Annotated in this window: 16 protein-coding genes; 5 read left to right on the top strand and 11 right to left on the bottom strand. The window is 61.9% G+C overall.

What is annotated here, in order from left to right; all coding sequences use genetic code 11:
* Nucleotides 1–112 precede the first annotated feature (112 nt).
* Both DARO_RS15095 and DARO_RS21860 read left to right on the top strand, forming a co-directional pair.
* Nucleotides 113–1,216: an ABC transporter substrate-binding protein gene (locus tag DARO_RS15095; RefSeq protein ID WP_011288675.1), complete on the top strand. Its 1,104-nt coding sequence runs from the start codon at nucleotides 113–115 to the stop codon at nucleotides 1,214–1,216.
* The gene (locus tag DARO_RS21860; RefSeq protein ID WP_011288674.1) at nucleotides 1,213–3,546 is read left to right on the top strand and encodes a hybrid sensor histidine kinase/response regulator; all 2,334 of its coding nucleotides are present in this window, start codon (nucleotides 1,213–1,215) and stop codon (nucleotides 3,544–3,546) included. The genes DARO_RS15095 and DARO_RS21860 overlap by 4 nt, the downstream gene beginning before the upstream one ends.
* A 208-nt stretch (nucleotides 3,547–3,754) precedes the next feature.
* On the opposite strand, the gene cysN is transcribed toward DARO_RS21860, so the two are convergent.
* Nucleotides 3,755–5,035 (bottom strand): sulfate adenylyltransferase subunit CysN, encoded by a 1,281-nt coding sequence (gene cysN / locus DARO_RS15085; RefSeq protein WP_011288673.1) that lies wholly within the window; start codon nucleotides 5,033–5,035, stop codon nucleotides 3,755–3,757.
* Nucleotides 5,035–5,964, bottom strand: coding sequence for a sulfate adenylyltransferase subunit CysD (gene cysD / locus DARO_RS15080; protein ID WP_011288672.1), 930 nt, complete (start codon nucleotides 5,962–5,964; stop codon nucleotides 5,035–5,037). The genes cysN and cysD overlap by 1 nt, the downstream gene beginning before the upstream one ends.
* Before the next feature lie 201 nt (nucleotides 5,965–6,165).
* Between cysD and DARO_RS15075 the strand changes: the two genes are divergently transcribed.
* The gene (locus DARO_RS15075) at nucleotides 6,166–6,684 is read left to right on the top strand and encodes a superoxide dismutase family protein (RefSeq protein WP_011288671.1); all 519 of its coding nucleotides are present in this window, start codon (nucleotides 6,166–6,168) and stop codon (nucleotides 6,682–6,684) included.
* Nucleotides 6,685–6,867: 183 nt separating this feature from the next.
* Here the strand turns inward: DARO_RS15075 and DARO_RS15070 are convergent, their stop codons facing one another.
* From DARO_RS15070 to DARO_RS22915, 9 genes are all read right to left on the bottom strand, one after another.
* Nucleotides 6,868–8,145 carry an OmpA family protein gene (locus DARO_RS15070; protein WP_011288670.1) on the bottom strand — a complete coding sequence of 426 codons (1,278 nt, stop codon included), beginning with the start codon at nucleotides 8,143–8,145 and terminating at the stop codon, nucleotides 6,868–6,870.
* Nucleotides 8,142–9,002: a toll/interleukin-1 receptor domain-containing protein gene (locus tag DARO_RS21855; protein WP_011288669.1), complete on the bottom strand. Its 861-nt coding sequence runs from the start codon at nucleotides 9,000–9,002 to the stop codon at nucleotides 8,142–8,144. The genes DARO_RS15070 and DARO_RS21855 overlap by 4 nt, the downstream gene beginning before the upstream one ends.
* 30 nt (nucleotides 9,003–9,032) lie before the next feature.
* Nucleotides 9,033–10,511: a c-type cytochrome gene (locus DARO_RS15060; protein WP_011288668.1), complete on the bottom strand. Its 1,479-nt coding sequence runs from the start codon at nucleotides 10,509–10,511 to the stop codon at nucleotides 9,033–9,035.
* Between the two features lie 14 nt (nucleotides 10,512–10,525).
* Nucleotides 10,526–12,043, bottom strand: coding sequence for a c-type cytochrome (locus DARO_RS15055; protein ID WP_011288667.1), 1,518 nt, complete (start codon nucleotides 12,041–12,043; stop codon nucleotides 10,526–10,528).
* A gap of 24 nt (nucleotides 12,044–12,067) precedes the next feature.
* A complete protein-coding gene (locus DARO_RS15050) occupies nucleotides 12,068–14,212 on the bottom strand; it encodes a hypothetical protein (protein WP_049758725.1) in 2,145 nt (714 codons plus the stop codon).
* Nucleotides 14,213–14,239: 27 nt separating this feature from the next.
* Complete coding sequence (locus DARO_RS15045) at nucleotides 14,240–15,142, bottom strand: hypothetical protein (protein WP_011288665.1); 903 nt, start codon at nucleotides 15,140–15,142, stop codon at nucleotides 14,240–14,242.
* A gap of 18 nt (nucleotides 15,143–15,160) precedes the next feature.
* Entirely contained in the window at nucleotides 15,161–17,782 is a 2,622-nt protein-coding gene (locus tag DARO_RS15040; RefSeq protein WP_011288664.1) for a hypothetical protein, read from the bottom strand.
* A 287-nt stretch (nucleotides 17,783–18,069) separates the two neighbouring features.
* Nucleotides 18,070–19,476, bottom strand: coding sequence for a class II fumarate hydratase (fumC, locus tag DARO_RS15035; RefSeq protein WP_011288663.1), 1,407 nt, complete (start codon nucleotides 19,474–19,476; stop codon nucleotides 18,070–18,072).
* On the bottom strand, nucleotides 19,476–19,736 hold the full coding sequence (locus tag DARO_RS22915) for a hypothetical protein (RefSeq protein ID WP_157037229.1): 261 nt from the start codon (nucleotides 19,734–19,736) through the stop codon (nucleotides 19,476–19,478). Before DARO_RS22915 ends, fumC begins: the two co-directional genes overlap by 1 nt.
* 46 nt (nucleotides 19,737–19,782) lie before the next feature.
* Between DARO_RS22915 and DARO_RS21850 the strand changes: the two genes are divergently transcribed.
* Both DARO_RS21850 and DARO_RS15025 read left to right on the top strand, forming a co-directional pair.
* Nucleotides 19,783–22,650 carry a PAS domain S-box protein gene (locus DARO_RS21850; RefSeq protein WP_011288662.1) on the top strand — a complete coding sequence of 956 codons (2,868 nt, stop codon included), beginning with the start codon at nucleotides 19,783–19,785 and terminating at the stop codon, nucleotides 22,648–22,650.
* Nucleotides 22,651–22,898: 248 nt separating this feature from the next.
* Nucleotides 22,899–24,521 (top strand): HAMP domain-containing methyl-accepting chemotaxis protein, encoded by a 1,623-nt coding sequence (locus tag DARO_RS15025; protein ID WP_011288661.1) that lies wholly within the window; start codon nucleotides 22,899–22,901, stop codon nucleotides 24,519–24,521.
* Nucleotides 24,522–24,564 lie beyond the last annotated feature (43 nt).

The following is a 24,564-nucleotide window of genomic DNA, read 5'->3' as shown; positions in this document are numbered from 1 at the left end:
ATGAATATTCTGGAGATGCTTGTTGACGACCCTGCCCCTAACTGACTAGCCTAGACGATAAAAATAAGCTGTAACTGCAATAGCAGCCGCGTTCCAGGGGGCAAACGCAAACGTGAAAATACGATGGATTTATCTTGCTTTGGGCCTATCCCTGCTCGCAGGGTGCCAACCTAAGGAACCGATCCGCATCGGCCTGTTGGCCGGCTTATCCGACCGTGGAAGCGATTTTGGCGAGAGCGTTCGCAATGGCGTGATCCTCGCGATTGAGCAGCAGAACGCAGCTGGCGGCATCGATGGCCGCAAAATTGATTTGAGCGTTCGTGACGACGGGCAGGACAAGGTTCAGGCCAAAAAAGCGGCGGAAGAACTGATCGCGCTGCATCCTGATGTGATCATCGGGCCGGTCACCAGTTCGATGGCCACGGTGGTCGTGCCGATGATGAATGAGGCCCACCAGGTGATTATCAGTCCGACAGTCGCCTCAACCTATTTCAAGGGCAAGGATGACTACTTATTTCGTGTCAATTGCACGACGAGAGAAGCGGCCATTCAGCATGCGCGGGTACTTTATGAGCGGGGCATCCGCCAGCCCGCGCTGGCATTCGATGCCTCGAACGGCCCTTTTTCAGATACCTGGATAGCGGGCTTTAACGAGGAATTGACCCGCCTTGGGGGGCGCGTCAGCGCCACCGCCGGTTTCGAGTCCGTCGCGAGCACGCGCTTTGCCGACGTGATCGGCAAGTTGCTAGAACACTCGCCTGATGCGCTGATCTTTGTCGCCAGTACGCTCGATACCTCGCGGCTGGCACAACAGGCACGCCGACTGGCCCCTAACTTGCCGCTCAGTTCGTCCGAATGGGCAGCTTCCGGAGAGGCCTTGAGCGAGATGGGCGGACGGGCCGTCGAAGGTCTGCTGATGACGCATGCCTACAACCGGAACGACCAAAGCGTTGCCTACCAGCAGTTCCGCGATGCCTTCAAGCAACGTTTCCAGCGTGAGTTCGGCTCCTTTTCGCTGCTCGCCTACGATACTGCCAAAGTAGTGATCGCCGCGCTGCAGAAAAAGCGCGACGGTGAACGCATGAAGGAAGCCCTGCTCAAGTACGGCCCCTATACCGGCGTACAGCAGCAAATCCAGTTCGACGCCTATGGCGACGCCACCCGGGAAGTCTTCTTTACCGAAATCCGCAACGGCCAACTGGTGCAGCTCAAATGAAGGCATCGCGACAACGCGAATGGCGTCTACCCGTCTATCTTGGCTTGTTGCTGACCCTGACCTCGGTACTCACCTTCCTGATTGTTGGCGGTGTTTTTCTGCTCACCCGCATTCCGCAGATGGAAGAGGAAATCCGTGCTCGTGGCGAGAGCGAAGCGCGCGAACTGGCTTTCCGCATCGAGATGCAGATGCTAGCCCAACAGGAACAAATGGCGCTGGTGGCGACAGCCTTGCGCAACACGCAGTCGCCATCAACGCTCATCGCCGACGCCATCGGTGAAGGCAAAGTCTTTCGTGCGCTCTACCTGATCTCGTCTCAAGGCGACGTGCTGGCGGCGGGACTCACGCCGGAATACCGGCATCTGGAAAGCGAAGTCATCGGTAGCGACCTCTCCGGTACCCCGCTTTTTCAGGAGGTGCGCCAACGGCGCGAGATCGTCTGGAGCGACAAGTATCTCTCCGCACTGAGCGGTGTCATCACGGTGGGCCTGGCCATTCCCATCGCAGGCGACCAGGTTCTGCTCGCCGAAATACCGATCAACTACCTGCTCAGCATACTCGACCGCAACCCGGCCAATAAGCAAAGGTCAATCTGGGTAGTCGACCAGCGGGGCGAACTGCTGGCCGATACACAGGCCTTCATGCGTCCCGGCGAACTCAATATTTACAACTCGCCCGTGCTCAATGCCGTGCTGAAGGACGAGCCCTTGCCAAGCCGCTTCAGCTTCAATGGGCACGACTACTACGTTGGAGGAGCGCGTTCCGAAGCGCTTGGCTGGTCGTTCATCTCGCGCCTGCCGGCGGGATTTGATCACCCGGAAATCCGCATGACGACCCTGATCGTCTGCGGTGGCTTCCTGGCTTCCCTGGTTATCGGTGCCTTGCTCGCAATGTATGGCGCATCCCGTCTCCTCAGGCCGCTTGCCCGGGTCGTCAAGCAAGCGCACGAGGTTGCCAGCGGCCGGCCCGTCCGGCTCTGGCCGCAAGGCCGAATCAAGGAATTCAACGACCTTTCCACCGACATCGGTCAGATGGCATCAGCCATTCTCGAACGCGAACACGAACTGCGTGAACTTAATTCGAAACTCGAAGCGCGCGTCGTGAAACGCACCGAGGAGTTGTCGCGCGCCAAGGAAGTGGCAGAGGAAGCGAACCGGGCAAAATCGACCTTCCTGGCGAACATGAGCCACGAAATACGTACGCCTCTTAACGCCATCGCCGGCATGGCCGCACTGATGCGGCGTGCCGGCCTAGAGCAGGAACAGGAGACTCGCCTGGACAAGCTGGAAGCCGCCGGCGGGCATCTGCTCGAAATCATCAACATGGTGCTAGACCTCTCGAAGATCGAAGCAGGCAAGCTCACCCTGCAAGAGGACGTTTTCCCACTCGGCAGTCTGTTCGAAAACGTTATTTCCATGCTTCACGAACGGGCATTGGAAAAGCACCTGTCTCTAAGCTTCGAACTGCCCGATCTCCCGCCTTTACTGTGCGGTGATCGCATCAGACTGCAGCAGAGCCTGCTCAACTATGCGACCAACGCGGTGAAATTCACCGAACAGGGCAGCGTCTTCATGACGGCGGCCTTGTTGGAAGAAACCGAGGAAGACGTATTGATCCGTTTCGAGGTGCGCGACACCGGTATCGGAATCGCACCCGAGGTACAGAAACGCCTATTCAAGGCTTTCGAACAAGCCGATGGCTCGACAACCCGCCAATATGGCGGAACCGGTCTGGGGCTTGCGATTACCGCCAAGATTGCAGCAGCCATGGGAGGTGAAACTGGCTTGGAGAGCGAAATCGGGAATGGGAGTACTTTCTGGTTCACTGCCCGCTTGCGCAAGGCAATACTGGGCAGCCAGGAGGCGCATCAAGAACCGACCTGCGGTGCTGAGCAAGGTTTGCTCAAGGATTTTGCCGGGATTCGTGTTCTATTGGTCGACGATGAGCCCATTAATCGTGAAATCACGCAAATTCTGCTTGAAGATCTGCATTTTCGGATCGATTCAGCCGAAAACGGCGAAGAAGCGCTTGCCCTCGCTTGTATTTATCCCTATGACCTGATTCTGATGGACATGCAGATGCCGGTGATGGACGGCCTGGAAGCGACCCGGCGCATTCGTGCGCTACCCGATGGTCACCGCTTCCTGATCATTGCCATGACAGCCAATGCTTTTTCCGAAGACCGTGAGCGCTGTCTGGCAGCCGGAATGGACGATTTCACGACCAAGCCTATCGATCCCGAAGCTTTCTTCAGCCTGATTCACCGTCAGCTTAGTGTCCGAAATGATCCGGGGCGGAGGCCAACCGGGCCAGGCCGTGAAAGCGCTTGATGACCCGGCCAGATTGCCAATGGCCGAGCGGTATTCAGAACCGGGCTTTTTTATGGTTTGGCCGAACGGCTGTCCTTGTCTTCTCGCACTGAGCGTGAAGCGGCAACCTTTTCTTTACGTCCGTTGCTCAGGTTCGACGCCAGATTCCAGAGACCCAATAAAAACGCCTCCGTAATGGAGGCGTTTTTATTGGGTTGGGCAGCGACGCTTAGAGGATCATGCCGGCGCCGACCGTGTTGTTGTTGCTTTCGTCGATGATGATGAAAGCGCCGGTGCCGCGATTTTCCAGGTAGGGATCGGCGAACAGCGGCTGGGCCAGCTTGAAGGTGACTTGGGCGATGTCGTTCATGGCCAACTTTTCGGCCGGGACTTTTTCCAGCGTATTCACATCGAGGCGATGGTCGATGGCGGCCAGCTTGGCCTTCGAGTCGCGCGTCGTGTGGCGGATCAGGTAGGTGCGGGCGCGGTCCATCGGTTGTTCGGCCATCCAGCAGACGGTGGCTTCGATCTGCTTGACGGCAGCCGGCACTTCGCTCGACTTGACGATCATGTCGCCACGCGAGGTGTCAATTTCATCGGCCAGCAGCAGGGTGATCGACTGTTCGCAGAAGGCTTCGCCGATATCGACGCCGCCCAGTTGCACGGCTTTGACAGTCGACTCGCGGCCGGAAGGCAAAACGGTGACGGCATCGCCGACCTTGATCGAACCGGCTTCGACGCGACCCATGAAGCCGCGGTAGTCGTGCAGCTCTGGGTTGGCAGAATCCTGCGGGCGGCAGACGTACTGGACCGGGAAACGGAACTTCTCGGTGTGCTCGGTATGGGCGGCCGGGGCGGTTTCGAGCATTTCGAGCAGGGTCGGACCTTCGTACCAGTTCAGCTTGTCGCCACGGTCGACGATCATGTCGCCATTGAGCGCCGAGAGCGGGATGAAGCGGATGTCTTCGATGCCGACCTTGGCGGCGAATTCAAGGTATTCGCCCTTGATGCGCTCGTAGGTTTCCTGCGAATAATCGGCGAGGTCCATCTTGTTGATGGCGACGATCAGGTGCGGGATGCCGACCAGCGAGGCGAGCTTGGAGTGGCGGCGGGTCTGGGTCAGCACACCTTTGCGCGCATCGATCAGGATGATGGCCAGGTTGGCGGTCGAGGCGGCGGTGACCATGTTGCGGGTGTACTGCTCGTGGCCCGGCGCGTCGGCGATGATGTACTTGCGCGTGCCGGTCGAGAAGTAGCGGTAGGCCACGTCGATGGTGATGCCTTGCTCGCGCTCGGCCTGCAGGCCGTCAGTCAGCAGCGAGAGGTCGACCGCGCCCATGCCGCGCTTTTCGGAAGTCTTGGCGATGGCGCTCAGTGTATCGGCGAGGATGGTCTTGGTGTCGAACAGCAGGCGGCCGATCAGGGTGCTCTTGCCGTCATCGACGCTGCCGCAGGTCAGAAAGCGCAGCAGGCCGGCATCTTCGTAAACTCGTTCAACTTGGGCGGTCATCAGAAGTAACCCTCTTTCTTGCGTTGTTCCATGGAGGCGTCGCTGGTCTGGTCGTCCAGGCGGGTAGCGCCGCGCTCGGTGATGGTGGTGGTGGCGGTTTCGAAAACGATCTTGCTGACGTCGTCGGCATCCGATTCGACCGGGGCTGTGCAGGAAATGTCGCCGACGGTGCGGAAACGCACCTGCAGGTCGATGATTTCTTCACCGTCTTTGGCCGGGTTGGCAATGCCGCCGCCGACCAGCGGCACGTTGACCGGCACGATGGAACCCTGGCGCATGACGACCGGACGCTTGTGAGCAAAATAGATGCTTGGCAGTTCGAGTCCTTCGCGCTCGATGTATTGCCAGACGTCCATTTCGGTCCAGTTCGAAATCGGGAAGGCGCGGATGTTTTCGCCCTTGTGGCTGCGGGCGTTGTACAGGCTCCACAGTTCCGGGCGCTGGTTCTTCGGGTCCCACTGGCCGAATTCGTCGCGGAAGCTGAAGATGCGTTCCTTGGCGCGGGCCTTTTCCTCATCGCGACGGGCGCCGCCGATGCAGGCGTCGAAGCCGAATTCCTCGATGGCTTCGAGCAGGGTCACCGACTGGTGCTTGTTGCGCGATTCGCCCTCGTGCTTGAGAACGACCGTGCCGCGCGCCATCGAATCCTCGACCGAGCGCACGATCAGGCGCTCGCCCAGTTCGGCGGCACGCTTGTCGCGGAAGGCGACGACTTCCTTGTAGTTGTGGCCGGTGTCGATGTGCATCAGCGGGAAGGGGAACTTGCCCGGGCGGAAGGCCTTTTCGGCCAGGCGCAGCATGCAGATCGAGTCCTTGCCGCCGGAGAAGAGCAGCACCGGATTGGAACACTGGCCGGCCACTTCGCGCATGATGTGGATGGCTTCGGCTTCGAGCCAGTCGAGATGAGAGAGTGTGTTGCGTTGGGTCATTGCAGGGAAATCCGCGGGGATTGTCGAATGAGCGTCATTGTAGCAAAGGGCTTAATATTGTTTTAAGAACAAGTGCGCATCTTGTTATTTCTGATTGTTATAAAGGGGCGCGCTGTTTTCAGGAACGTTCCCTACCGGTTTGGGTCCATTCAGCAGCCCTTTGGCATTTTTCAAACCGCCTGATCCTTTGAGGAGAACAACATGCTGCGACGTATCGGTTTTGCTTTGAGTGCCTTTTCTGCCATTTTTCTGGGTGCTTGCGCGACCCCGGTCATGGGGCCGTCGGCCGGTGCCGATCTGCAGGCGCGTTCCGGGAGCATGGTGAGCGGGAAAGTCAGCTTTTCCGAAACGGGTGGTCGCCTGCGGGTCGAGGCGATGGTTTCCGGGCTGACGCCGGGTGAACATGGCTTCCATGTCCATGAGGCGGGCGATTGCAGCGCGCCGGATGCGAGCAGCGCCAAGGGGCATTTCAATCCGGTCAGCAAGTCGCATGGCCATTACGCCAGTGAGGAACACCACGGCGGCGACATGCCCAATCTGGTCGCCAATGCTCAGGGCGAAGCAAAGTACAGTGCCGAACTCAAGGGGCTGACCCTGAATGGGCCGAACGGTGTCGTTGGCCGCAGCGTCGTGATCCATGCCGATCCGGACGACTACAAGTCGCAGCCGGCCGGCAATTCCGGCAAGCGCGTTGCCTGCGGCGTGATTGCGGCGCGCTGAGCGCCTGACTCGGCCGAAATTTCATTTTCGGCGGTTTACGTTCCGCAGCAAACGGCAGGCCTTCGGATACATCCAGGCCTGCCGAAATTTTTAGGTGAGCACTGATTAAAACCGGTTGCTCATTCCGTACCCTAAGGCTCCTTAGCCAGTGAGGCATCGGGATGACTGATTGAACAGTGTGCCCTAGCAGCCGATGACCTTGAACTCGACCCGGCGATCGAGTGCATCGCTGGCGTCGTCGCGCCCGGTACCGACCAGTGTTTGCCTTGACCCGACGCCGTTGGCGATCATCCGTTTGGCGAGCGAGGGCGACATCCCCGCCAGGCGTTCCTTGACGTATTCCGCCCGCAGCAGTGACAGGCGTTCGTTCAGGGGTTCCGGGCCGGTCGGGCTGGTGTGGCCGGTCACTTCCAGACAATTGGCGCTTCCGCCGGAGCGCTGCGCGATTGTTTTCAGCCAGAGCGGATACGGGCCGCTCAGCTTGGCGTCCTGCACGAAAGCGGTCGAGCCGGGCCGGAACAGGAACTTGACGGCCAGGCGACGGTGCTCGAGGCCATAGTCGACGATTTTCCCGAATGCCGCGGCCGCCTGTTGCCGGTGTCCCAGTTTCCAGTGGGCGAGGTAGATGCCGTTATGGACACGAAACTGATTGCCCGCCGGCGTGGCCAGCGCGCTGCCGTACAGTTCGAGCGCGTTCTGGTAGTGGCCGGCATCGTAGGCGTCGATGGCTTCGGCGACCAGGGAGGCGGCGAGGATGCGGTCCAGGTAGAGCGGATTGATCGGATCGCCGGCCTTGGTGCCCTGGCAGGTCTTGATGTAGCCCTCGGTTGCCGGGTCTTCCGACCAGGCCGGGGCGTCCCGGAAGAAAGCCAGCGGCGTCGGATCGACGCCATCGGGCAGGGCGAAGGCCAGCCCCTTGCTGACCAGCTTGCCGCTGCGCAGGTCGGCGAGGGCCAGGCAAATCCGGTAAGCCTCGCGCGTTCCGGTCGTCTTGCGTTCGGCGTTGACGCCGGTGAAGGTGCCGATCAGCACCAGCGGGCTCTTGGCCACATTCGCTGCGGAAAAGGCTTTCACGTCGAATTGCGGATAGTGTTCGCGCATCAGGTTGGCCAGGCGGACGCCCATCGCCTGGGTGGCGACCGATTGTGTCCCGGTCATGCCATCGATCAGCGGGTCGATGACCACTGCGTATTTGGCCTGTGCCAGCATGCCCTCGGCAGGCAGTTTGGCATTTTTGAACAAGGCGGTGGCCGCAGTGAGTACGGCCTTGTCGTAGGCTTGCGTCGGCGGTAGCGTGGTAGGGGCCGGTGCAGCGGGGGGCTGGGTGCCGGAGCTGGCGGCGGGGGCGGCCGGTATTGCCATTTTCTCGCGCAGGCTGTCGCAGCCCGAGGCGAGCACGGCAATACAGAGCGAAGTGATCCACAACCGGATACCCCACTTCTGGCGGAGGACGATGGTCATTGCTGGCACTCCTTCTGGAAGACGGCTTGCGCTTCGTAGGAAAGCGATTCACCCAACTGAATCCGGGCGAGAAGATCGGTGCAGCGCGCACTGGCCGTTCGCGTCGTTTCGCTGCGCTTGGCCGGTGTTCGTGCCTGGGGCGTGACTTTCGCAACCGGGGCGCTTTCTGTTTCGTGAGTGGTTGGCGCCAACATCGCTGCTCCGGGCAACGTGCCAGGGTGAGTTTCATGGCGTTCCGGGTTGCGCACCGGAGGGGCAACAAGCGTCGGCTCTCGCGCTGGCCAGGCGAGGTAGATAGCCCCCGCCACCAGCAGCGTGCCTGCTGCCGCCATGGCCGCCAGGCGGTGTTTTTGCCACCAGGGCCTCACGATCACGCCGCCCGCCAGATCGGCCGGGTCGTAAGGCAGGTCCGAACTGCCTCCCCCGCCATCGATGGCGGGCTGCCGATTGCCTGGTGCTGCTGAGGGCTTGCCGAGCAGGTTTTCAAGGTCGGCGAGCAGCATGCGCAGGCCTTCGAATTCGCGCGTGCCGTCCCAGTCGCTCAGGTCGGCGGCCTGTATTTCGCGAAAACCGGCCGGTGGGCGCACGGCCTCGATCAGTACCGGGACCAGTTTGCCCAGCCGGCGCCCCTCGGTGGCTTCCTCGTACACCCACTCGCTTTCGATCGAGCGGGCCGACCACAGCACAATCATGCAGCGCATGTCTTCCAGTGCCTTCTCCAGCACGGTGCGCCAGGTTTCGCCGGCCGGAATCCGGCGGTCCCACCAGACCGTCCAGCCGCCCGACTCCAGCATCGCCGCAACCCGGCGCGCCTGCTCCCTGTCCTTTTCGGTGTAGCTCAGGAAGATATCGGTCATGCCTTCCTCCAGACGGCGTGAAAATCGAACCTACAAGGTCTTCAGGTACTCGACCAGAGCCTCTTTCTCTGGTGTCGACAAGGTCGTTCCGAATTCGTGCCCCTGGTTGCCGCCGCCTTTGCTCGCGGTGTCCAATCGGGTACCGACGCGTTTGGCTTCGGGGGAGTCGCTGACGAAACCCAGCTTCTTCTGGTCATAGACGTCATAGCCGCGCCAGAAAACCTTGGGCCGCTTGGCGGCTGGTTCGAGCAGGTCGCGCAGGGTGGGGACCGAGCCGTTGTGCAGGTAAGGACCGCGCAGCCAGATGCCGTCGAGGAAGGGCGCGATATAGCCGATCAGGTCTTCTTCGACCAGGCCTTTGCGTTCCAGCCCCATGTCCTTGACGACCTGGTTGGCTTTGATCGCGGCCCCCTTGTTCCATGAGTCGAGCCGGCCGCGGTCGGTGCCGACGGCGGCCAGCGGCAGCGGGGTTCCGGTCTTGGCGCTGGCATGGCAGCTGGCGCAGTGGGCGTCGAACAGCGGCAGGCCGGCGGCTGCCTTGGCGGCGTTGATCGGGAACGGGTATTTGGGCGCTGGCAATGCCGACAGGTAGTCGTGCAGCCACTTCACCTGGCCCAGGAAATCCGCCTTGTTGGCCGGCGGGGCGCCGAGCACGCCGAGGGCGGAATCCATGATCACCGAGTAGGGGTCGTTGCTGTCGCCGGCGTAGTTCATCCGATGGCCCTTGTCCCAGACGTATTTTTTCAGGTTCCACACCGAAGGCATATCGGTCGGGCCGAAGGTGTCGTCCATCGGCGCCTTGATCATGAAGTACTTGGTCAGGTTCATCGCGTCGTCGCGGCCGCGGCCCCAGTCCGGGAAGTCCTTGCGGTACACCCAGGCGAACTGGGCTTCGCGTTCGAGCAGGCGTTTCTTGGTGATCGGGATGATCAGGAAGCGGTAGAGCAGCCGGTCGATCCAGTCGAGGTGGGTCACCCGGTCGATTTCGGCCATCAGGATGTCGGCGTTGAAGCGCGGGTCCTTGGCGCAGTCGATCAGGTAGCGGAAAAAGCCCTCGACATTGGTGGTGTGGGCCGGGCCGCCGACCACGAAAACCGGGTTGGAATCGATGCGCTCGCGATAGCTGGTGGTGTGGCAGACGGCGCAATTGTTGGCGACGCGGGGGAAACCGATGGTCTTCTTGGTGAAGCCGATGGGCAGCTCCTGTCCCAGTTCCCAGGACACGCCGAGGGAGGCGTAGCCGCCGGGAGTGACTAGGCCGTCCTGGGTCAGTTTCTCCGGGAAGATGCGTGGCAGCACGTAGAAGATCCAGTACGGCACGCCGGCGTCGTTCTCGGCACCGATGGAACCGTACTTGAAGCGCATTTCCGGCGTCGCGGTCACCCAGTCGGGTTGCGGATACTGGCGGAAGCCGCGGTCGTAGCCGATCATGGCGCCGATGACGGCGACGGTGGCGAGGCCGAGTGCGGCGTATTTCAGCCAGGTCTTGCACGAGCAGGAGGTCGTCATGATGTCATCCCCTCTCAGAATGTCTTCAGGAACTCGAGCAGCGCCGATTTTTCAGCGCTGCTCAGTTCGGTGCCGTAGGCCTTGCCTTCGTGGCCGCCGTTGCCATTGCCGGGCACAGTGGTGTCGAGGCGGAAGAATTTCTTGCCGCCGGCTTCGGTCACGTTCGAGACGAAGCCGACCTTGATCGGGTCATAGACGTCGTTGCCGCGATAGAAGGCCTTCGGGCGTTTGGCCGCCGGTTCGAGCAGGTCGCGCAGGCTGGGCACCGAACCGTTGTGCAGGTAGGGGGCGCGCAGCCACAGGCCGTCGAGCGGCATGTTGGCGTAGCCGTGGGTCTTCTGGAAATGCGTGAAGCGCCACGGGTAGCCGGAGTACAGCGTCGCCTGGTTGACGGCCAGCGTGTAGGTGTAGGAGTCCAGCCGGCGGCGGTCGGTGCCTATCCTGGCCAGCGGCTCGACGGTGCCGACGTACTCGCCGCTGAAGTCGCTGCCCGAGGCACCGTGGCAGGCCGCGCAGTAGTGCTGGTAGATCGGGGCGCCCTGGGCGGCCAGCTGGCGGTCTATCGGGAAAAAGTCGGCAAAGGCAGGGGGGGCGGCATCCATGATCCACGCCTCGACGCGCTTGATGCGCTGAATGTCGATAGTTGGCGGGGTGGTACCGGTACCGAAGGCGGCGCTCTTGTTGCGCTCCTCGACGGTGGTGTTGTTGCCGTCCCAGTGCAGTTGCATCTCCTTCGGCTCCTTGCGCTGGCGCTGCCGCCAGATCGACGGGAAATCGGCCGGGGCATCGAATTCCTTCGGGTCGAGATGGCTCATCGGGAAATTGAAGATGACCTTGGCCGAGTTGAAGGTGTCCACCCGGCCCGGCCCCCATTCGTGCTGCTTGAAGACCCAGTCGAAACGCCCGGCCAGGGCCAGCACCCGGTCGCGCATGATGGCGATGGCGACGGGGTAGACGAGGTAGCGGTCGAGCAGGTCGAGGTTGGCGCCCTGGCGTTCGATCTCGGGCAGGATGTATTCCTTCGAGAATTTCGGGTCAGCGGCACAGCGGAAGAAGAACTCCTCGAAGCCCTTCATGTTGAACGTGGCGGCCGGCATGCCGAGGACGATGCTGGCGGGCTTGTCGGCGGCGGTGCGCACGGTGCTGACGTGGCAGACGGCGCAATTGACGAAGACCCGGTCGATACCCTGGAAGCGGCGCTGCGAGGTGCCGACCGGCAGGTCGCGGTCGCTGCCGTCGGGCTTCTTTTCGTAAACCATGCCGAGCGACTGGTAGCCCTTGCCCGGCAGGTATTGCGGGCAGACTTCGGGCAGTGCCTTCCAGATCCAGTAGGGGAAGCCCATCTCGTGCTCGCCGCCGGTCGAGCCGTATTTGAAATGCTCGGTCGGACTGGCGTAATCGACCGGGGTGTCCTCGCCGAAGCGCTTGAGGAGCAGCAGGCCGATGAAGCCGGGAATGACGATGGTGAGCGTGAAGAGAATCAGGAAGCGGCGCTTCCAGGGGCTGGGGCTCAATTTGAATTCTTCGTTCATGGTGCTCCCCTTGGTGGGTTGGTGCTACGGCGTCGGCAGGCAGGAGCGCAGGGCTTCATAGCCGCCGGCCAGCAGTTCTGTGAGGTTGGGCGGGCGGCCGCTTTCGGCGCGTAGCCAGTCGCCGACCTGGGTCAGGAGGGCGGCACGGGCCGGGCTATTTTTCCAGCCGGCGGCATCGCTGGCAAAGGCCGGCAGCATGCTTTCCGGCGGCATCGGCGTCTTGTCGCGCTGCTCCGGCGCCAGGTCGGCCATGGCCAGCCGCACGTAGAGGCGCGGGGCGCACTGGCGAAGGCGGGCGGCGACCTGGGCATCGTTTCCGGTCAGGAAATTGGGCGGGAAGGTCTCGGCCGACTGGTGGCAGGTGGCGCAGTAGGGAAAGAAGCGTTGAACGGCGGGCTCCATCGGTGCGCTGGCGCTGCCGCCGGGAATGGCTGCGACGACTTCCAGCCGGGGCAGCGGCAGCGCATCGGCGGCCTGGCAGCAGGGCGCTGAGGGCGCCCCGCCGAGACGGGACAGCAGTGCCGCGAACAAGGCTGTGCGGGGAATGGCTGTCGCTCCGAATAGCGCCTCGCCCGGCGGCGATTCGAGCAGGCTCGAAACGGCCTGTTCGAGCGCGGCGAAGTCGTCGCGGATATTCAGAGTTACCACGCCGGCGTCGGGATCGCCCGCAGCTGGCCGCAAGCTCAAGCGCGTCAACGCCTGGCCGTCGGCGGTGCGCGGCACTCTCCCTTCCCAGCGCAGCGTAAATCCTGAATCGGCGGGGCGGGCGACCAGCTCGATATTGCTCAAGGCCGTGCCGCCGGGCAGTGTCAGCCGGTCGATGCGACCGCCGGTCGGGCGTCCGTTCTTGAGCGACAGGGTGGCGTCGATGCGTGGGCCGGACTGCCCGGCAGCCGGTGCGCAGCGGACCGCCCAGCGCGAGGCTGCCCGTTCCATCCGGCAGGGCGACGTTGTCTGCGTATCGCGCCCGCTGGTCTGTCGCGCCAATGCCTGCTCCAGGGCCTGGCGGTCGGCCGCGGAAACGAATTCGGCCAGGCCGGCAATCGCGGTGCCCATGGCGTCCGGCGTTTGCGGGCGCCAGATGTCGCGGGCCGGGCGAGGCAGCAGGGGATCGAAACGCGCCGCAACGTGGGAGCGGGCGATGCGTGCTGCCGGGTCTTGCGGCCAGTTGCCCATGCCTTCCAGCGGATTGCGGTTGGGCAGGTCCGGGTTGCCAATGGCCAGCCCGCCGGGCCAGCGGCGGCTGGCTTCCTTCTGCAGCGGCTCGGCCACGGTTTGCCGGAAATTTTCATCGGGAATCCAGCGCTGGCCGCCGGATAGCGCATGGCTCAGGGCGGCGACGAACAGGCCGGCCCGACAGCGGCGGGCCGCCAGGTCGGCCTCGCCGCAGCCTTCGCGCCACAGGCGCTGGGTCAGTGCGAAGCCGTTGGCGCGTTCGGTGGCGTTGTCGATGGCGTAGGGGATATCGACACCGCGTCCGGGCGGGATGCCGTAGAAATCGCGGCGGCTGGCCGCGAGCAGGCCAGCGACCTGCGGATTGGCGTTGGTTTCGTCCCACAGGGCGCGGGAGAAGATGGGCGCGCCGTTCTGGTGGCAGGCGAAACACAGGTTGCGGTTGGCGTAATAGACCTGCGGCCTGCCCCCGGCCCGGTAGTCCTTGACCAGCTGGAATTCGAAGCGGCCGGCGCTTTCGTTGTAGCTGATCACTTCCAGCACCGACGACTTTTCCTGGTAGCCGATGTACAGCCGGTCCTTCAGGAAGAATTTCGAAATGGGGCCGGTTTCCGAATCCACCGCCACCACCACCCGCGGGAAGGCGAAATAGTCCGGCGCGGCGGCCGTGCGCTGCAGCGAACGGCCGAGCGGGATCAGGACGCGCTTGGCCGGCGGCAGCGGGCTGGTGGGGTCGCGGGCCAGTTCGCTGTCGAGACGCTGGAGCAGGGCGGCGAACGGGAAGGGAATCTCGATGTGGCTCTGCCCGTTACGTGATACGGCGAACAGCTGGTCGAACAGCGAACGTCCGCTCGGTGGCAGGTTGTCCCCGGCCAGGCTCGGCGTGACGACCCAGGCCGGCTCCGGCGAGCGGATTTCAGCGGCCGCATGCATGCTGGCGCCTAGCCCGCAGGCCAGGGCAAGCAGGCCGGCGTGCAGGGAATTGCGCAATGTCATGACGGGTGTCCATGACCCGGCCATCGTTCACGGTTTGGCGGAAACGGGAATGGCGCGGGCCTGGGTGCCGGGCCAGCAGTCCTGCTGTACCGTGCCGGTCTTGACGAAGTCGTCGCGCGCCTTGTCGTCGCTGGCCTTGTCGTAGAGCGTGAAATTGAGCGCGAAGGCGCGGTCGAGGTAGGCGCGGCCGAGGTAGAGGCCGGGACGGATCATGCGGATTTCGTCGCGCACCTTGAGGCCGCGGCGACCGGCCAGGAAGTCCGGGCTCTCCTGGTAGCCGGGGATTTCGTCGGTGAAGAAATAGTCGATGATGATCGATTCGCGGCGGGCGTCGAGCAGACTTTGCCCGCAGTAGAGCTTGGCCGGGAAGAGCAGCCAGGTTTCCTTGCCGCCATAGCTCATCTTCTTCGGCTCGCCTTCGACCAGCCCGATCTTTTTCAGCACCGACAGGTCTTCGATGCGGTTGCGGAGTACCCGTTCGTCGCGGAAGAAGACCTTGCCGCGCCAAAGCGCCTCGCCGACATCCTCGATCAACAGGCCCTTGAGGTGCAGGCCCATGCCGGTGAAACCGCCGACGATTTCGGATAGCCGGAACTTGCCGCTCTCGCCGCGCGGCAGCAGGATGCGGCCGTCGAAAGCGCCATCCGGGATGGGGCCGGCTGGCAGGCGGGCGTAGATCTGGTCGAGTTGCTCCTGGTCCAGCTTGGCCAGGTAGTCCGGCGTGATCTTCGCCAGTTCGGCCGCCGGGATCGGGTACTTGTACTCGACCTGGGCCAGGCTCATCTTGGTCGAGTAGTCCTTGCCGTAGGGGGCGAAGCCGATGTTCGGCGGCTCCGGCTTGCTGCAGGCGGCCAGCGTCAGGATGGCGAGGGCGCCGAGGGTGGTGAGGGCGATCCGGCCGGTGCGCGGGGTGAAGGTGTGCAGTCCCATGATCTGATCTCCCGTGCCTTAGAGGGTGGCGAGGAAGGCGGTCAGCGCCTTCTTGTCGGCTTCGGAAAGGTCCTCGCCAAAGCGGTGGCCCTCGTTTTCGATCTCCTGGGTGCAGGTCTCGTAGTTCGCGCTGAGAAAATCGCGCTTCTCACGCAGGATCTCGACGAAGCGCGACGGATTTTTCAGAACCTCGTCGGCGATCTCCAGCAGGGTTGGCTGCAGGGCCTTGCGGCCGGCCTTTTCCAGCAGCTCGGGGTGGCGCTTGGCGAGGAAGAGGTCGCCGACCAGTTGCTTGTACTCCAGCCCATTCAGGAAACCGGCGCTGGCGCCGGCCGCAATTTTCACCTGGCCGAATCCGCCGAGCGGCTTTTCGGTCTTGCCGTCGAGCGGGCGGATGCCGACGTCGAGCAGCAGGTCGGCGTTGGTCAGCGTGCGCTTGGCGCCGCGTTCCCTGGGGTGCAGCAGTTCAAACATCGAGCGCTTGTAGAGGTCGAAGCGGCCGTCCACCGTCGGGTCGTAGCGCACGCAGTCGGGCTGTTCGGGCAGCAGTTTCCCATCGGCGCCGACGTAGCGGGCACGGTGGAAATCGTTGTCCTTGTTGGCCGGCTTGCCGCAGATTTCCGGGCCGACGGCGTTGTTGTGCATGAACGGTGCGGTGGCCCAGACATTGACCAGCGAAACGTTGCGCATGTAGCCGCGGCCGCCGTCCTTCAGTTCGGGGCGTTCCGGAATGTCGGCGACCGGCGGCTGCTTGTGCAGCGTGTTGGAGGCGTATTCCATGTAGAGATGGCCCGGCTTGTGGTTGGAGTGCAGCGCCCGGCAGCGGAAGGTGCCGACTTCGGTGACGGCGGTCGGCTGGTCGTTGCCCAGGAAATCGGCGCGCACCTTGCGCGGATGGGCATCGTTGGGCGCCGTGAAGTCGCGGTTCTTGAAGGCGCCGCCGGCGCTTTCCGGGATGCTCGAATGGCAGCGCGCGCAGTTGTCGGCGAAGACCGTCTGGCCGCGTCCGACGGCGCCCTTGCCGAATTCCTTCTCGAGGTCGGCGGCAAGCTCGGCCCGCGTGTAGGTGGCGGCCGGATTTTTCGCCTTGCGCTGGTTGGCGCGGGCTGCGTACAGGTCGCTTTCATCCGATTCGGCCGAGGCGAAGAAATCGAGGATGTTCTGCAGGCGGTCCTCGACGGCACGGAAGTTCGGGCAGTCGCGCCGGCACTGGCCGATGTTGAATGCCGTCTGGCCGTAGCCGCGCTGTTCCGGGTCCAGTTGCCGCATGTCGGTGAAGTTGTTGACCCAGCACTGTTCGGAGCACGAGCCGATATTGAAATAGACGCGCTGGATGGCCTCCAGGGCACCGATCGAATCCTCGCCGCCCTTCAGGATGTGATGCACGCCGGGCAGCACGACCTTCTGGCCGCCGAGGAAGATGGTGGTGGTGTCGTCGTCGCGCGTGCTCTTCTGCCAGCACTTGCCGTTGCGGCCCGGTTCGCACCAGCACTTGTCCTCATCCTTCTCGGTACCGCAGGTGTTGGCCTTGCGCCATTTGGTGACCATTTCGCCCTTGAACACCGGGCGCTGGGCGACGTTGATCAGCGCGTTGATGGTGCCGGGGTTGTTGACCTGATCGTGCGAAATGGCCGAGGTGTCGGTGACGCCCGGGCGGGCGTGGGCGAACATCTGGTATTCCAGGCTGCTCTTCGGCATGCCGGAGGTGAGCAGTTCGGACATCCGGGTGTACTGGTTGCCGATCAGCCCCTTGATGTTGTCCCACTTCGGATGCGCCGGGTCGGCCGGCGGGTTGAGCGGGTCGAAGGCGATGTGGCAGGAGCCGCAGGCGGTACCGATCAGGAAGGGCGGTTCGACCGAGGCATCGGCTAGTTTGCTGACGCGGGCGTCCGACTCGACGCCGGTGGCAGCCGCCTTGGTGGCGTTGAAGCCGGCCCAGCTGGCATTGCCGCCGTTCAGCACTTGCCACCTGGCGGCGTCGAAGCGCGGGTTGGGGAATTTGCGGATACCGAGCGCCCCGGTCGAGGTGCCGAACTTGAGGTCGCAGGCCGAATGGCGCTGATCTACCTTGCCGCCCTGGCTGTGCGGATCGTCCGGGTCGAGCGCGGCGTCCTTGAGGCCGCAGGCCGGGTCGACGTAGCCGGGCTTGCCGACGTACTTGAGCAGCACGTCGTCGCCCGGGCACCAGTCGAAGCCATAGGTCTCCTCGGCCGATTTGGCCGGGCAGTCCGGGTCGCCCGGCTTGCAGCAGGCCGGGTCGTTGATGATGCCCCAAGCCCAGAAACGGTCGTCGCGTTGGTCGGCGCGCAGGATGCGGAACCAGTCGATCAGCACGCCAATGCGCTGCTGGAAGGTGTAGGTGTGGAAACGGTCGTTGCCGGCGGTGGCCTTGAACCAGATCAGGCGGCCGACGCATTCGGACTCGTTCAGCCCCTCGCGGGCGCAGGCCTCGTGATAGGGCACGTCCTGATCAACCGCAGAGATTTCGGGGATGGGTTTTCCGGCGGGCGGCGCCGCAACGCTGACTGGCGCATTCGCGGCCAAGGCGTCGCCGATGCTGTGGTGTTGGTTCTGGAATATTCCGATGCCAGCGGCAAGGGTGACGAATGCCGCGATAGCGGCCAGCAGAGTACGTTTCATACGTGTTCTCCCCATCAACGCCTACGAGTCTCAGGCTGCTGTGATTCCACTCACAGACTTAATGACATTTGAGATGCCAGGAAGTTCAAACAGGGGCTAGCTTGTTTGTACAGATTTCGAAAATGACGGTATTGGTGTTCCGTAGCCAGCCCGGTTGATCGTTGCCATCGCCCTTTCTGGGACGCCGCTGATCAATTTGTCGCTCCCGCGCCAACAGGAATCCATGGCTTCAAGACACTGAATCCCGCCGGCGGAGCCTCTGGGATGAAGAATTGACTGCTAAGGCTTTAGGGCCTTCCCGGATGAATCATGTCGGCCGGCACGACCCAGCGGTCGTAGTCCGTTGCCGAGACATGACCGAGGGCCAGTGCTGCCTGCTTCAGTGTCATTCCCTGACGGTGTGCCAGTTTGGCGATTTCAGCCGCATTGTCGTAGCCGATGTGCGGGGTCAGCGCGGTGACCAGCATCAGTGAGCCTTCCATCAGATCGGCAATGCGTTCCTTGTTGGCTGTGATGCCGCGCAGGCAGTGGCGTTCGAAACTGAGCATGCCGTCAGCCAGCAGGCGTACGCTCTGCAGGAAATTGTGGGCAATCACCGGTTTGTAGACGTTCAGTTCGAAATTGCCGGAGGCGCCGGCGATGCCGATCGTCACATCGTTGCCCATCACCTGGCAGCAGAGCATGGTCAGCGCCTCGCACTGGGTCGGGTTGACCTTGCCTGGCATGATGGAGCTACCCGGTTCGTTTTCCGGCAGCCTGATTTCGCCCAAGCCCGAGCGGGGGCCTGAACCTAGCCAGCGAATGTCATTGGCCATTTTGATCAGGGCCACGGCCAGGGTTTTCAGGGCACCGTGGGCGGCCACCAGGGCATCATGCGCGGCCAGCGCGGCGAACTTGTTGGCGGCGCTGGTGAAAGGCTGGCCGGTGCGGATGGCAAGCTCGGCGGCGACTCGACTGCCGAATTCACGATGCGTGTTCAAGCCGGTGCCGACGGCCGTTCCTCCCACGGCCAGCGGAAAGAGCGAACACAGGCTGGCGCTGATCAAGGTTTCGGCATGCTGCAGTTGGGCTACATACGCCGAAAATTCCTGGCCCAGCGATAGCGGAGTGGCGTCTTGCAGATGGGTGCGACCGATCTTGATGATGTCAGCGAATTCGGCTGTTTTTTCTTCCAGCGTTGCAGTCAGTTGCTGGATGGCCGGCAACAGTTGTCTGGTGATGGCGGTAGCCGCTGCGACATGCATGGCCGTCGGAAAAATGTCGTTGGATGACTGGCCGAGATTGACCTCGTCGTTGGGGTGAACGAGGCGGGCGTTGCCGCGCGGGCCATTGAGCAGTTCTGATGCGCGGTTGGCCAGCACCTCGTTCATGTTCATGTTGGTTTGCGTGCCGGAACCGGTCTGCCAAACCGGCAGCACGAATTCGTCGTCATGGCGGCCGCTGGCGACTTCGTTGGCCGCAATGACAATGGCTGCCGCTAGGGCTGGCTTCATCAGGCCGAGTTCCCGATTGACGCTGGCGCAGGCGGCCTTGATCGTGGCTAGGGCATGGATCAGTTCGCTCGGCATGCGCTCTGACGAAATCGCAAAATTTTCCAGCGCCCGTTGCGTTTGCGCACCCCAGAGCCGTTCGGCGGCGACCTTGATGCTGCCGAATGAGTCGTTTTCCAAGCGGGTCCGAGCACCAGCTTCCATTACGTGCTCCTCGTCGGTTTGCCGACATGTTTGATTGAGCTTACTGATTTGAACTCAGGCGAAGCAGTTAGTTCGCTGACATGGCGGATACGCTTGCCTTGCTCATGCTTTTGACTACCGGAGCGGAGCATCATTAACGATAGTTTTTGCTTCCGGCCTTGCTGCATCGCTAGAATCACCAAAAAAAGAGCTATTTCCTTATTCCTACCGGAGCTGCGGATAGATGTCGATGCTTGTCGAGTGCTGCGGTTGGCTGCCATTCCGGCCCCAGGAAGGCGTTGTGGCCACACTTTGGATTGGCGAGCGATGAGGCGCGGCGTCTTTAATACGGTCATGGCCTTGCTGGTCTGCGGAATGGCTTTGGCGGCCTATGTCGGCGAGCGAATCAACGATGAGCGTTATATCGGCGCTGTCCGCGGCGAAGTTCAGCAGAATCTGATCCGGACCCGGGACCGATTGGACAGCAATCTCAACAGCGATATCCAGCTGGTTCGAGGTCTGGTCGGGGTCATCGCTCTGGAGCCGGATCTGGTTCAGGCTCGTTTTGAACGGGCAGTCCAGCCGTTGTTTGCCGGCCGCACGCAGTTGCGCAGTATTGCCGTCGCCCCCGACATGATGATTCGCCTGATTTACCCCACGCAGGGCAACCAGAAGGCCATTGGTTTCGACTACCGGAAAAGCCCTGGACAGTTCGAGGCAGCGGATCGGGCAAGGCTGACTCGTCAGATCGTCCTGGCTGGCCCGTTGAGTCTGGTTCAGGGCGGCGTCGGCATCGTGGCACGCTTGCCGGTTTTTCTGCCGGATGGTGAGGGGCAGGAGCGTTTCTGGGGGATTGTCAGCGCGGTTGTCGATGCAGAATTGCTGTACCGGAATAGCGGTTTGCGGGATGATAACTCGCCGATCGAGATCGCAATCCGCGGCACCGATGGGAAAGGGAGCGAAGGGGGCGTCTTCTTCGGTCGCCCTGCATTGTTTGCCGAGTCGCCGGTGCTGGCCGAAATCAATCTACCCAGCGGTACATGGCAACTGGCCGCGCTGCCGCGAGGCGGCTGGCCGACCAGGGCGGACAATGTCTGGCTGTTACGTCTGGGCATGGCTGTCGTAGCGTTGCTGGTGCTGGGGGCTTTTCTGGTGCTCTGGCGGGCCTTGAACCAGGCCTCGCAGGCTTGGGCACGCGCCGAATCTTCCGGGCGGCAACTTTCGGCGACGTTGGAGAATACGCCGGATGTGGCTGTCCAGTGGTACGACTTGCAGGGCCGGGTGATCTATTGGAATCATGCCTCGGAGCAACTTTATGGCTGGTCTGCCGAGGAGGCGATTGGCCAGCGACTGGATCGGCTGATTTTTGACCGGGAGCAGACTGACAATTTCACGCGCCTGCTGGACGAGGTGGCTGCGAGCGGAAAGCCCATCGGTCCGGCAGAATATTCAATCCGGACCCGTGATGACGAACTGCGCTGGGTCGAGGCGACGATGTTTTCCATCCCCGGGGAAAGCCCTGAAAAACCGATCCTCGTCTGCATGGATGTCGACATTACCGACCGCAAGCAGGCTGAGAAGGAGCTGGCGGATTTCAACCGGGACTTCGAGGCATTCCTGAATCAGACCACAGATTTTGTGTATTTCAAGGATGCCAAGGGCTGTTTCCGTTTTTGCAGCCAGGCCATGGCCGAGATTTCCGGACATGCCAGCTGGCGCGAAATGATCGGCAAGCACGACCGGGAAATTTTTCCGCCGGATACGGCACGGGTCTATCAGGAGGAGGAATACCGGGTCCTCACTGAAGGCCGCCCCTTGCTGAACAAGATCGAGCCGTACTACGACGCCGACGGTCAGCGCGGCTATGTGCAGACTTACAAGTGGCCATTATTTGACGAGCAAAAACGGGTCGTCGGACTTTTCGGCGTCAGCCGGGATATTTCCGAGCAGGTTCGCAACGAAGAAGAACTGGCGCAGCACCGCCTGCATCTGGAAGAACTCGTTGCCGAGCGCACCGAGGAGCTGGCTGTCGCGAAAGAGTCTGCCGAGGCTGCCAACGTGGCGAAGAGTGAATTTCTGGCCAACATGTCACACGAGATACGTACCCCGCTCAATGCGATTTCTGGCATGGCGCATCTGATCAGGCGTGGTGGCCTGGCGCCCGAACAGATGGAACGGCTCGACCGGTTGGAACTGGCCAGCGAGCATCTGCTGGAAACCATCAACGCCATTCTCGACCTGTCCAAGATCGAGGCCGGAAAGTTCTCGCTTGAGGAGGCGCCACTGCGGGTGGCGGGCATTCTTGATAACGTCACAGCCATTCTCCAGGATCGCGCCCAGGCAAAGCATCTGCAACTTTCGGTCGAGAGCGACCCAACGCTACCCCCTTTGCTCGGAGACCCGGTTCATTTGCAGCAAGCCTTGCTGAACTACATGTCCAATGCCATCAAGTTCACCGAATCCGGCCGTATTACCTTGCGGGCCAGGCGAGTCGATGAGGATGCCGACAGCCTGCTCCTGCGCTTCGAGGTTGAGGATACGGGAATCGGCATTGCTCCCGAGCACTTGCCCAGGCTTTTCTCTGCCTTCGAGCAGGCCGACAACTCGATCACCCGCCGCTATGGCGGCACAGGCCTGGGGCTGGCGATTACCCGGAAGATCGCCCGTTTGGTTGGGGGGGATGCCGGTGCCAGCAGCGTGCTGGGGCAGGGGAGTACTTTCTGGCTGACCGCCCGCTTGAAGAAAGGGGCAGCGGGCGATGCGGCGGCAGGCATTGAATTGCTCGATGGTGCCGGTGAAGTTCTGAGAGGAGATTATCGGGGCTGCCGCATCCTGCTGGTCGAGGATGAGCCGATTAATCAGGAGATCGCGCTGGCCATGCTGGACGATGTCGGCCTGATCGCCGATGTGGCGGAAGATGGTGTCGTGGCCATCGCAATGCTTGACCGGAATGACTATGACCTGATCCTGATGGATATGCAGATGCCGAGAATGGATGGCCTGACGGCAACCCGGAAGATTCGCGAGCAGGCTGGCAAGGCCGGGATTGTCATTCTGGCCATGACGGCAAATGCCTTTGCCGAGGATAAAGTGCGCTGCCTTGAGGTAGGCATGAACGATTTCATCGCCAAGCCGGTCGATCCCGGCCATCTGTACGCGATGCTGGTCAAGTGGCTGAGCAAGTCGCCCGCCTGAAATAGTGTCGCGGCCCGGACACCGGTACCCAAGTTCGAATTCTTGAGCGGAAACATTCTGGCAGCGGCCGGTGAGTGGTTTTTGTCGTGCCTTGCGCCCGCCTGCGGAGGGCTTTGCGACCACGATCTGCCAGTTTCAGCGATTTATTTTTCGAAAGTGACAAAAGTAAATTGATACCTCTTTTTTGATTGTGTATAAGAAAAACACAATGTTGTTGAATTCTGTTTTTCTTTTTCTAGGGGGGGTCGATGTTCAGTCGCCTAACAATAAAAGTCCGCTTGATATTTGCATTCACCGCTTTGATCATCCTGCTGTTGGTCAGCAACATCCTGGCATTGCAGCGCTTGGCCGAATCGATGCAGGACATGGATACCTTGGTTAAAGACCGGGTGTTCAAGCTCAATACATCCTACAAACTTGTCGAGAGCGTGCTCAAAAACGGAGGCATGTTGCGCGCCATCCTGCTGGTTGATAGCAATGAAGAACGGGCTGCATTGGAAGCCAAAATCAGTGCCAACCGGAAGCTGAACAGCGAACTGATCGAAAAACTGGATCCGCTGGTGCGCACGGAGCGGGGAAGGAAAATCCTCGATCACATCAAGGAAACGCGTGCGGCGCAAAGCAGCTTGTACGGCAAGTATTTTGAAGCACTTGATCGGAGTCCTGCCGAAGCCAGATTGCTTCTGAGCAAGGAGTTCGCCCCGAAGAACGATGCGCTGATCAGCGCCGTGAAGGAAATGGCCAGCCTGCAGGATGAGAACATGCAGAGTGATGTCGCCCGCAATCGTGCAGAGTACGAAAGCGCAAGAAACCGTGCCATTGGCGGTTTGATTGTCGGTGTCTTGCTCGCGTTCGGTGCAGCTGTCTGGATCATCCGCTCGATTACCGGTCCGCTGAGTTCGGTGCGCGACGTCATCACGCTGGTGTGTGACAAAAATGACTTCACGGCTACTGTGCGTGTCGATTCCGAAGATGAAGTCGGGCAGGCGGCGAAAGCTTTCAACGAACTGCTGGCGACCTTGCGCAAGACGCTGGACGAACTGAAACGCTCAATCGGAGAGGTGGACGTTTCGGCTCACTCCCTGTCCTCTGCCGCCAGCCAGTCGGCCCAGGCCTCGGCGATGTCCAGCGAGTCGGCTGCGGCAATGGCGGCTTCCGTCGAACAGGTTTCAGTCAGCATCAACCAGGTTTCCGACAATGCGCATACGGCCTCGGATTTGGCTCGCCAAGCCGGGAGTTTGTCCGACGAGGGCGGTCGTGTCATCGGCGATGCGGTGACCAAGATCAGGCACATTGCCGACGCGATCGATCGTGTGGCCAGCATGATCGGGGCCTTGGGCGAGCAGTCGAAGGAAATTTCCAGCATCGTCCAGGTCATCAAGGACGTGGCTGATCAGACCAATCTGCTGGCGCTCAATGCCGCGATCGAGGCAGCGCGGGCCGGTGAGGCCGGGCGTGGTTTTGCCGTGGTTGCTGACGAAGTGCGCAAGCTGGCCGAGCGGACGACCAAGGCCACCGGCGAAATCTCGACGATGATCGAGACGATCCAGTCCAGTTCGCTCTCGGCTGTTGATGCAATGCATGAGACGGTGCAGGAGGTGCGTACCGGCACCGAACTGGCCGAGCAGGCCGGACAATCCATCGTCGATATCCGCCGGGCAGCGGGTGAGGTCGTTTCCGTGGTGGCGGATATTGCCGGGTCGATTGCCGAGCAATCTTCGGCCACTCAATCGCTGGCGCAGCAACTGGAGATGGTCGCGCAGTCAGCGGAAGAAAACAACGCGGCGGCGGATGAAACCGCCTCGTCGGCCCATCGACTGGGCGAACTGGCGCACACGATGCGCTTGAATACCGACCGCTTCAAAATCTAGGCGGAAAGCTCACGCCGAGGGCATCGCGTGGCGACGCCCTTTT

The organism is Dechloromonas aromatica RCB, assembly GCF_000012425.1.
This window is presented reverse-complemented; position numbering and strand designations above follow the sequence as displayed.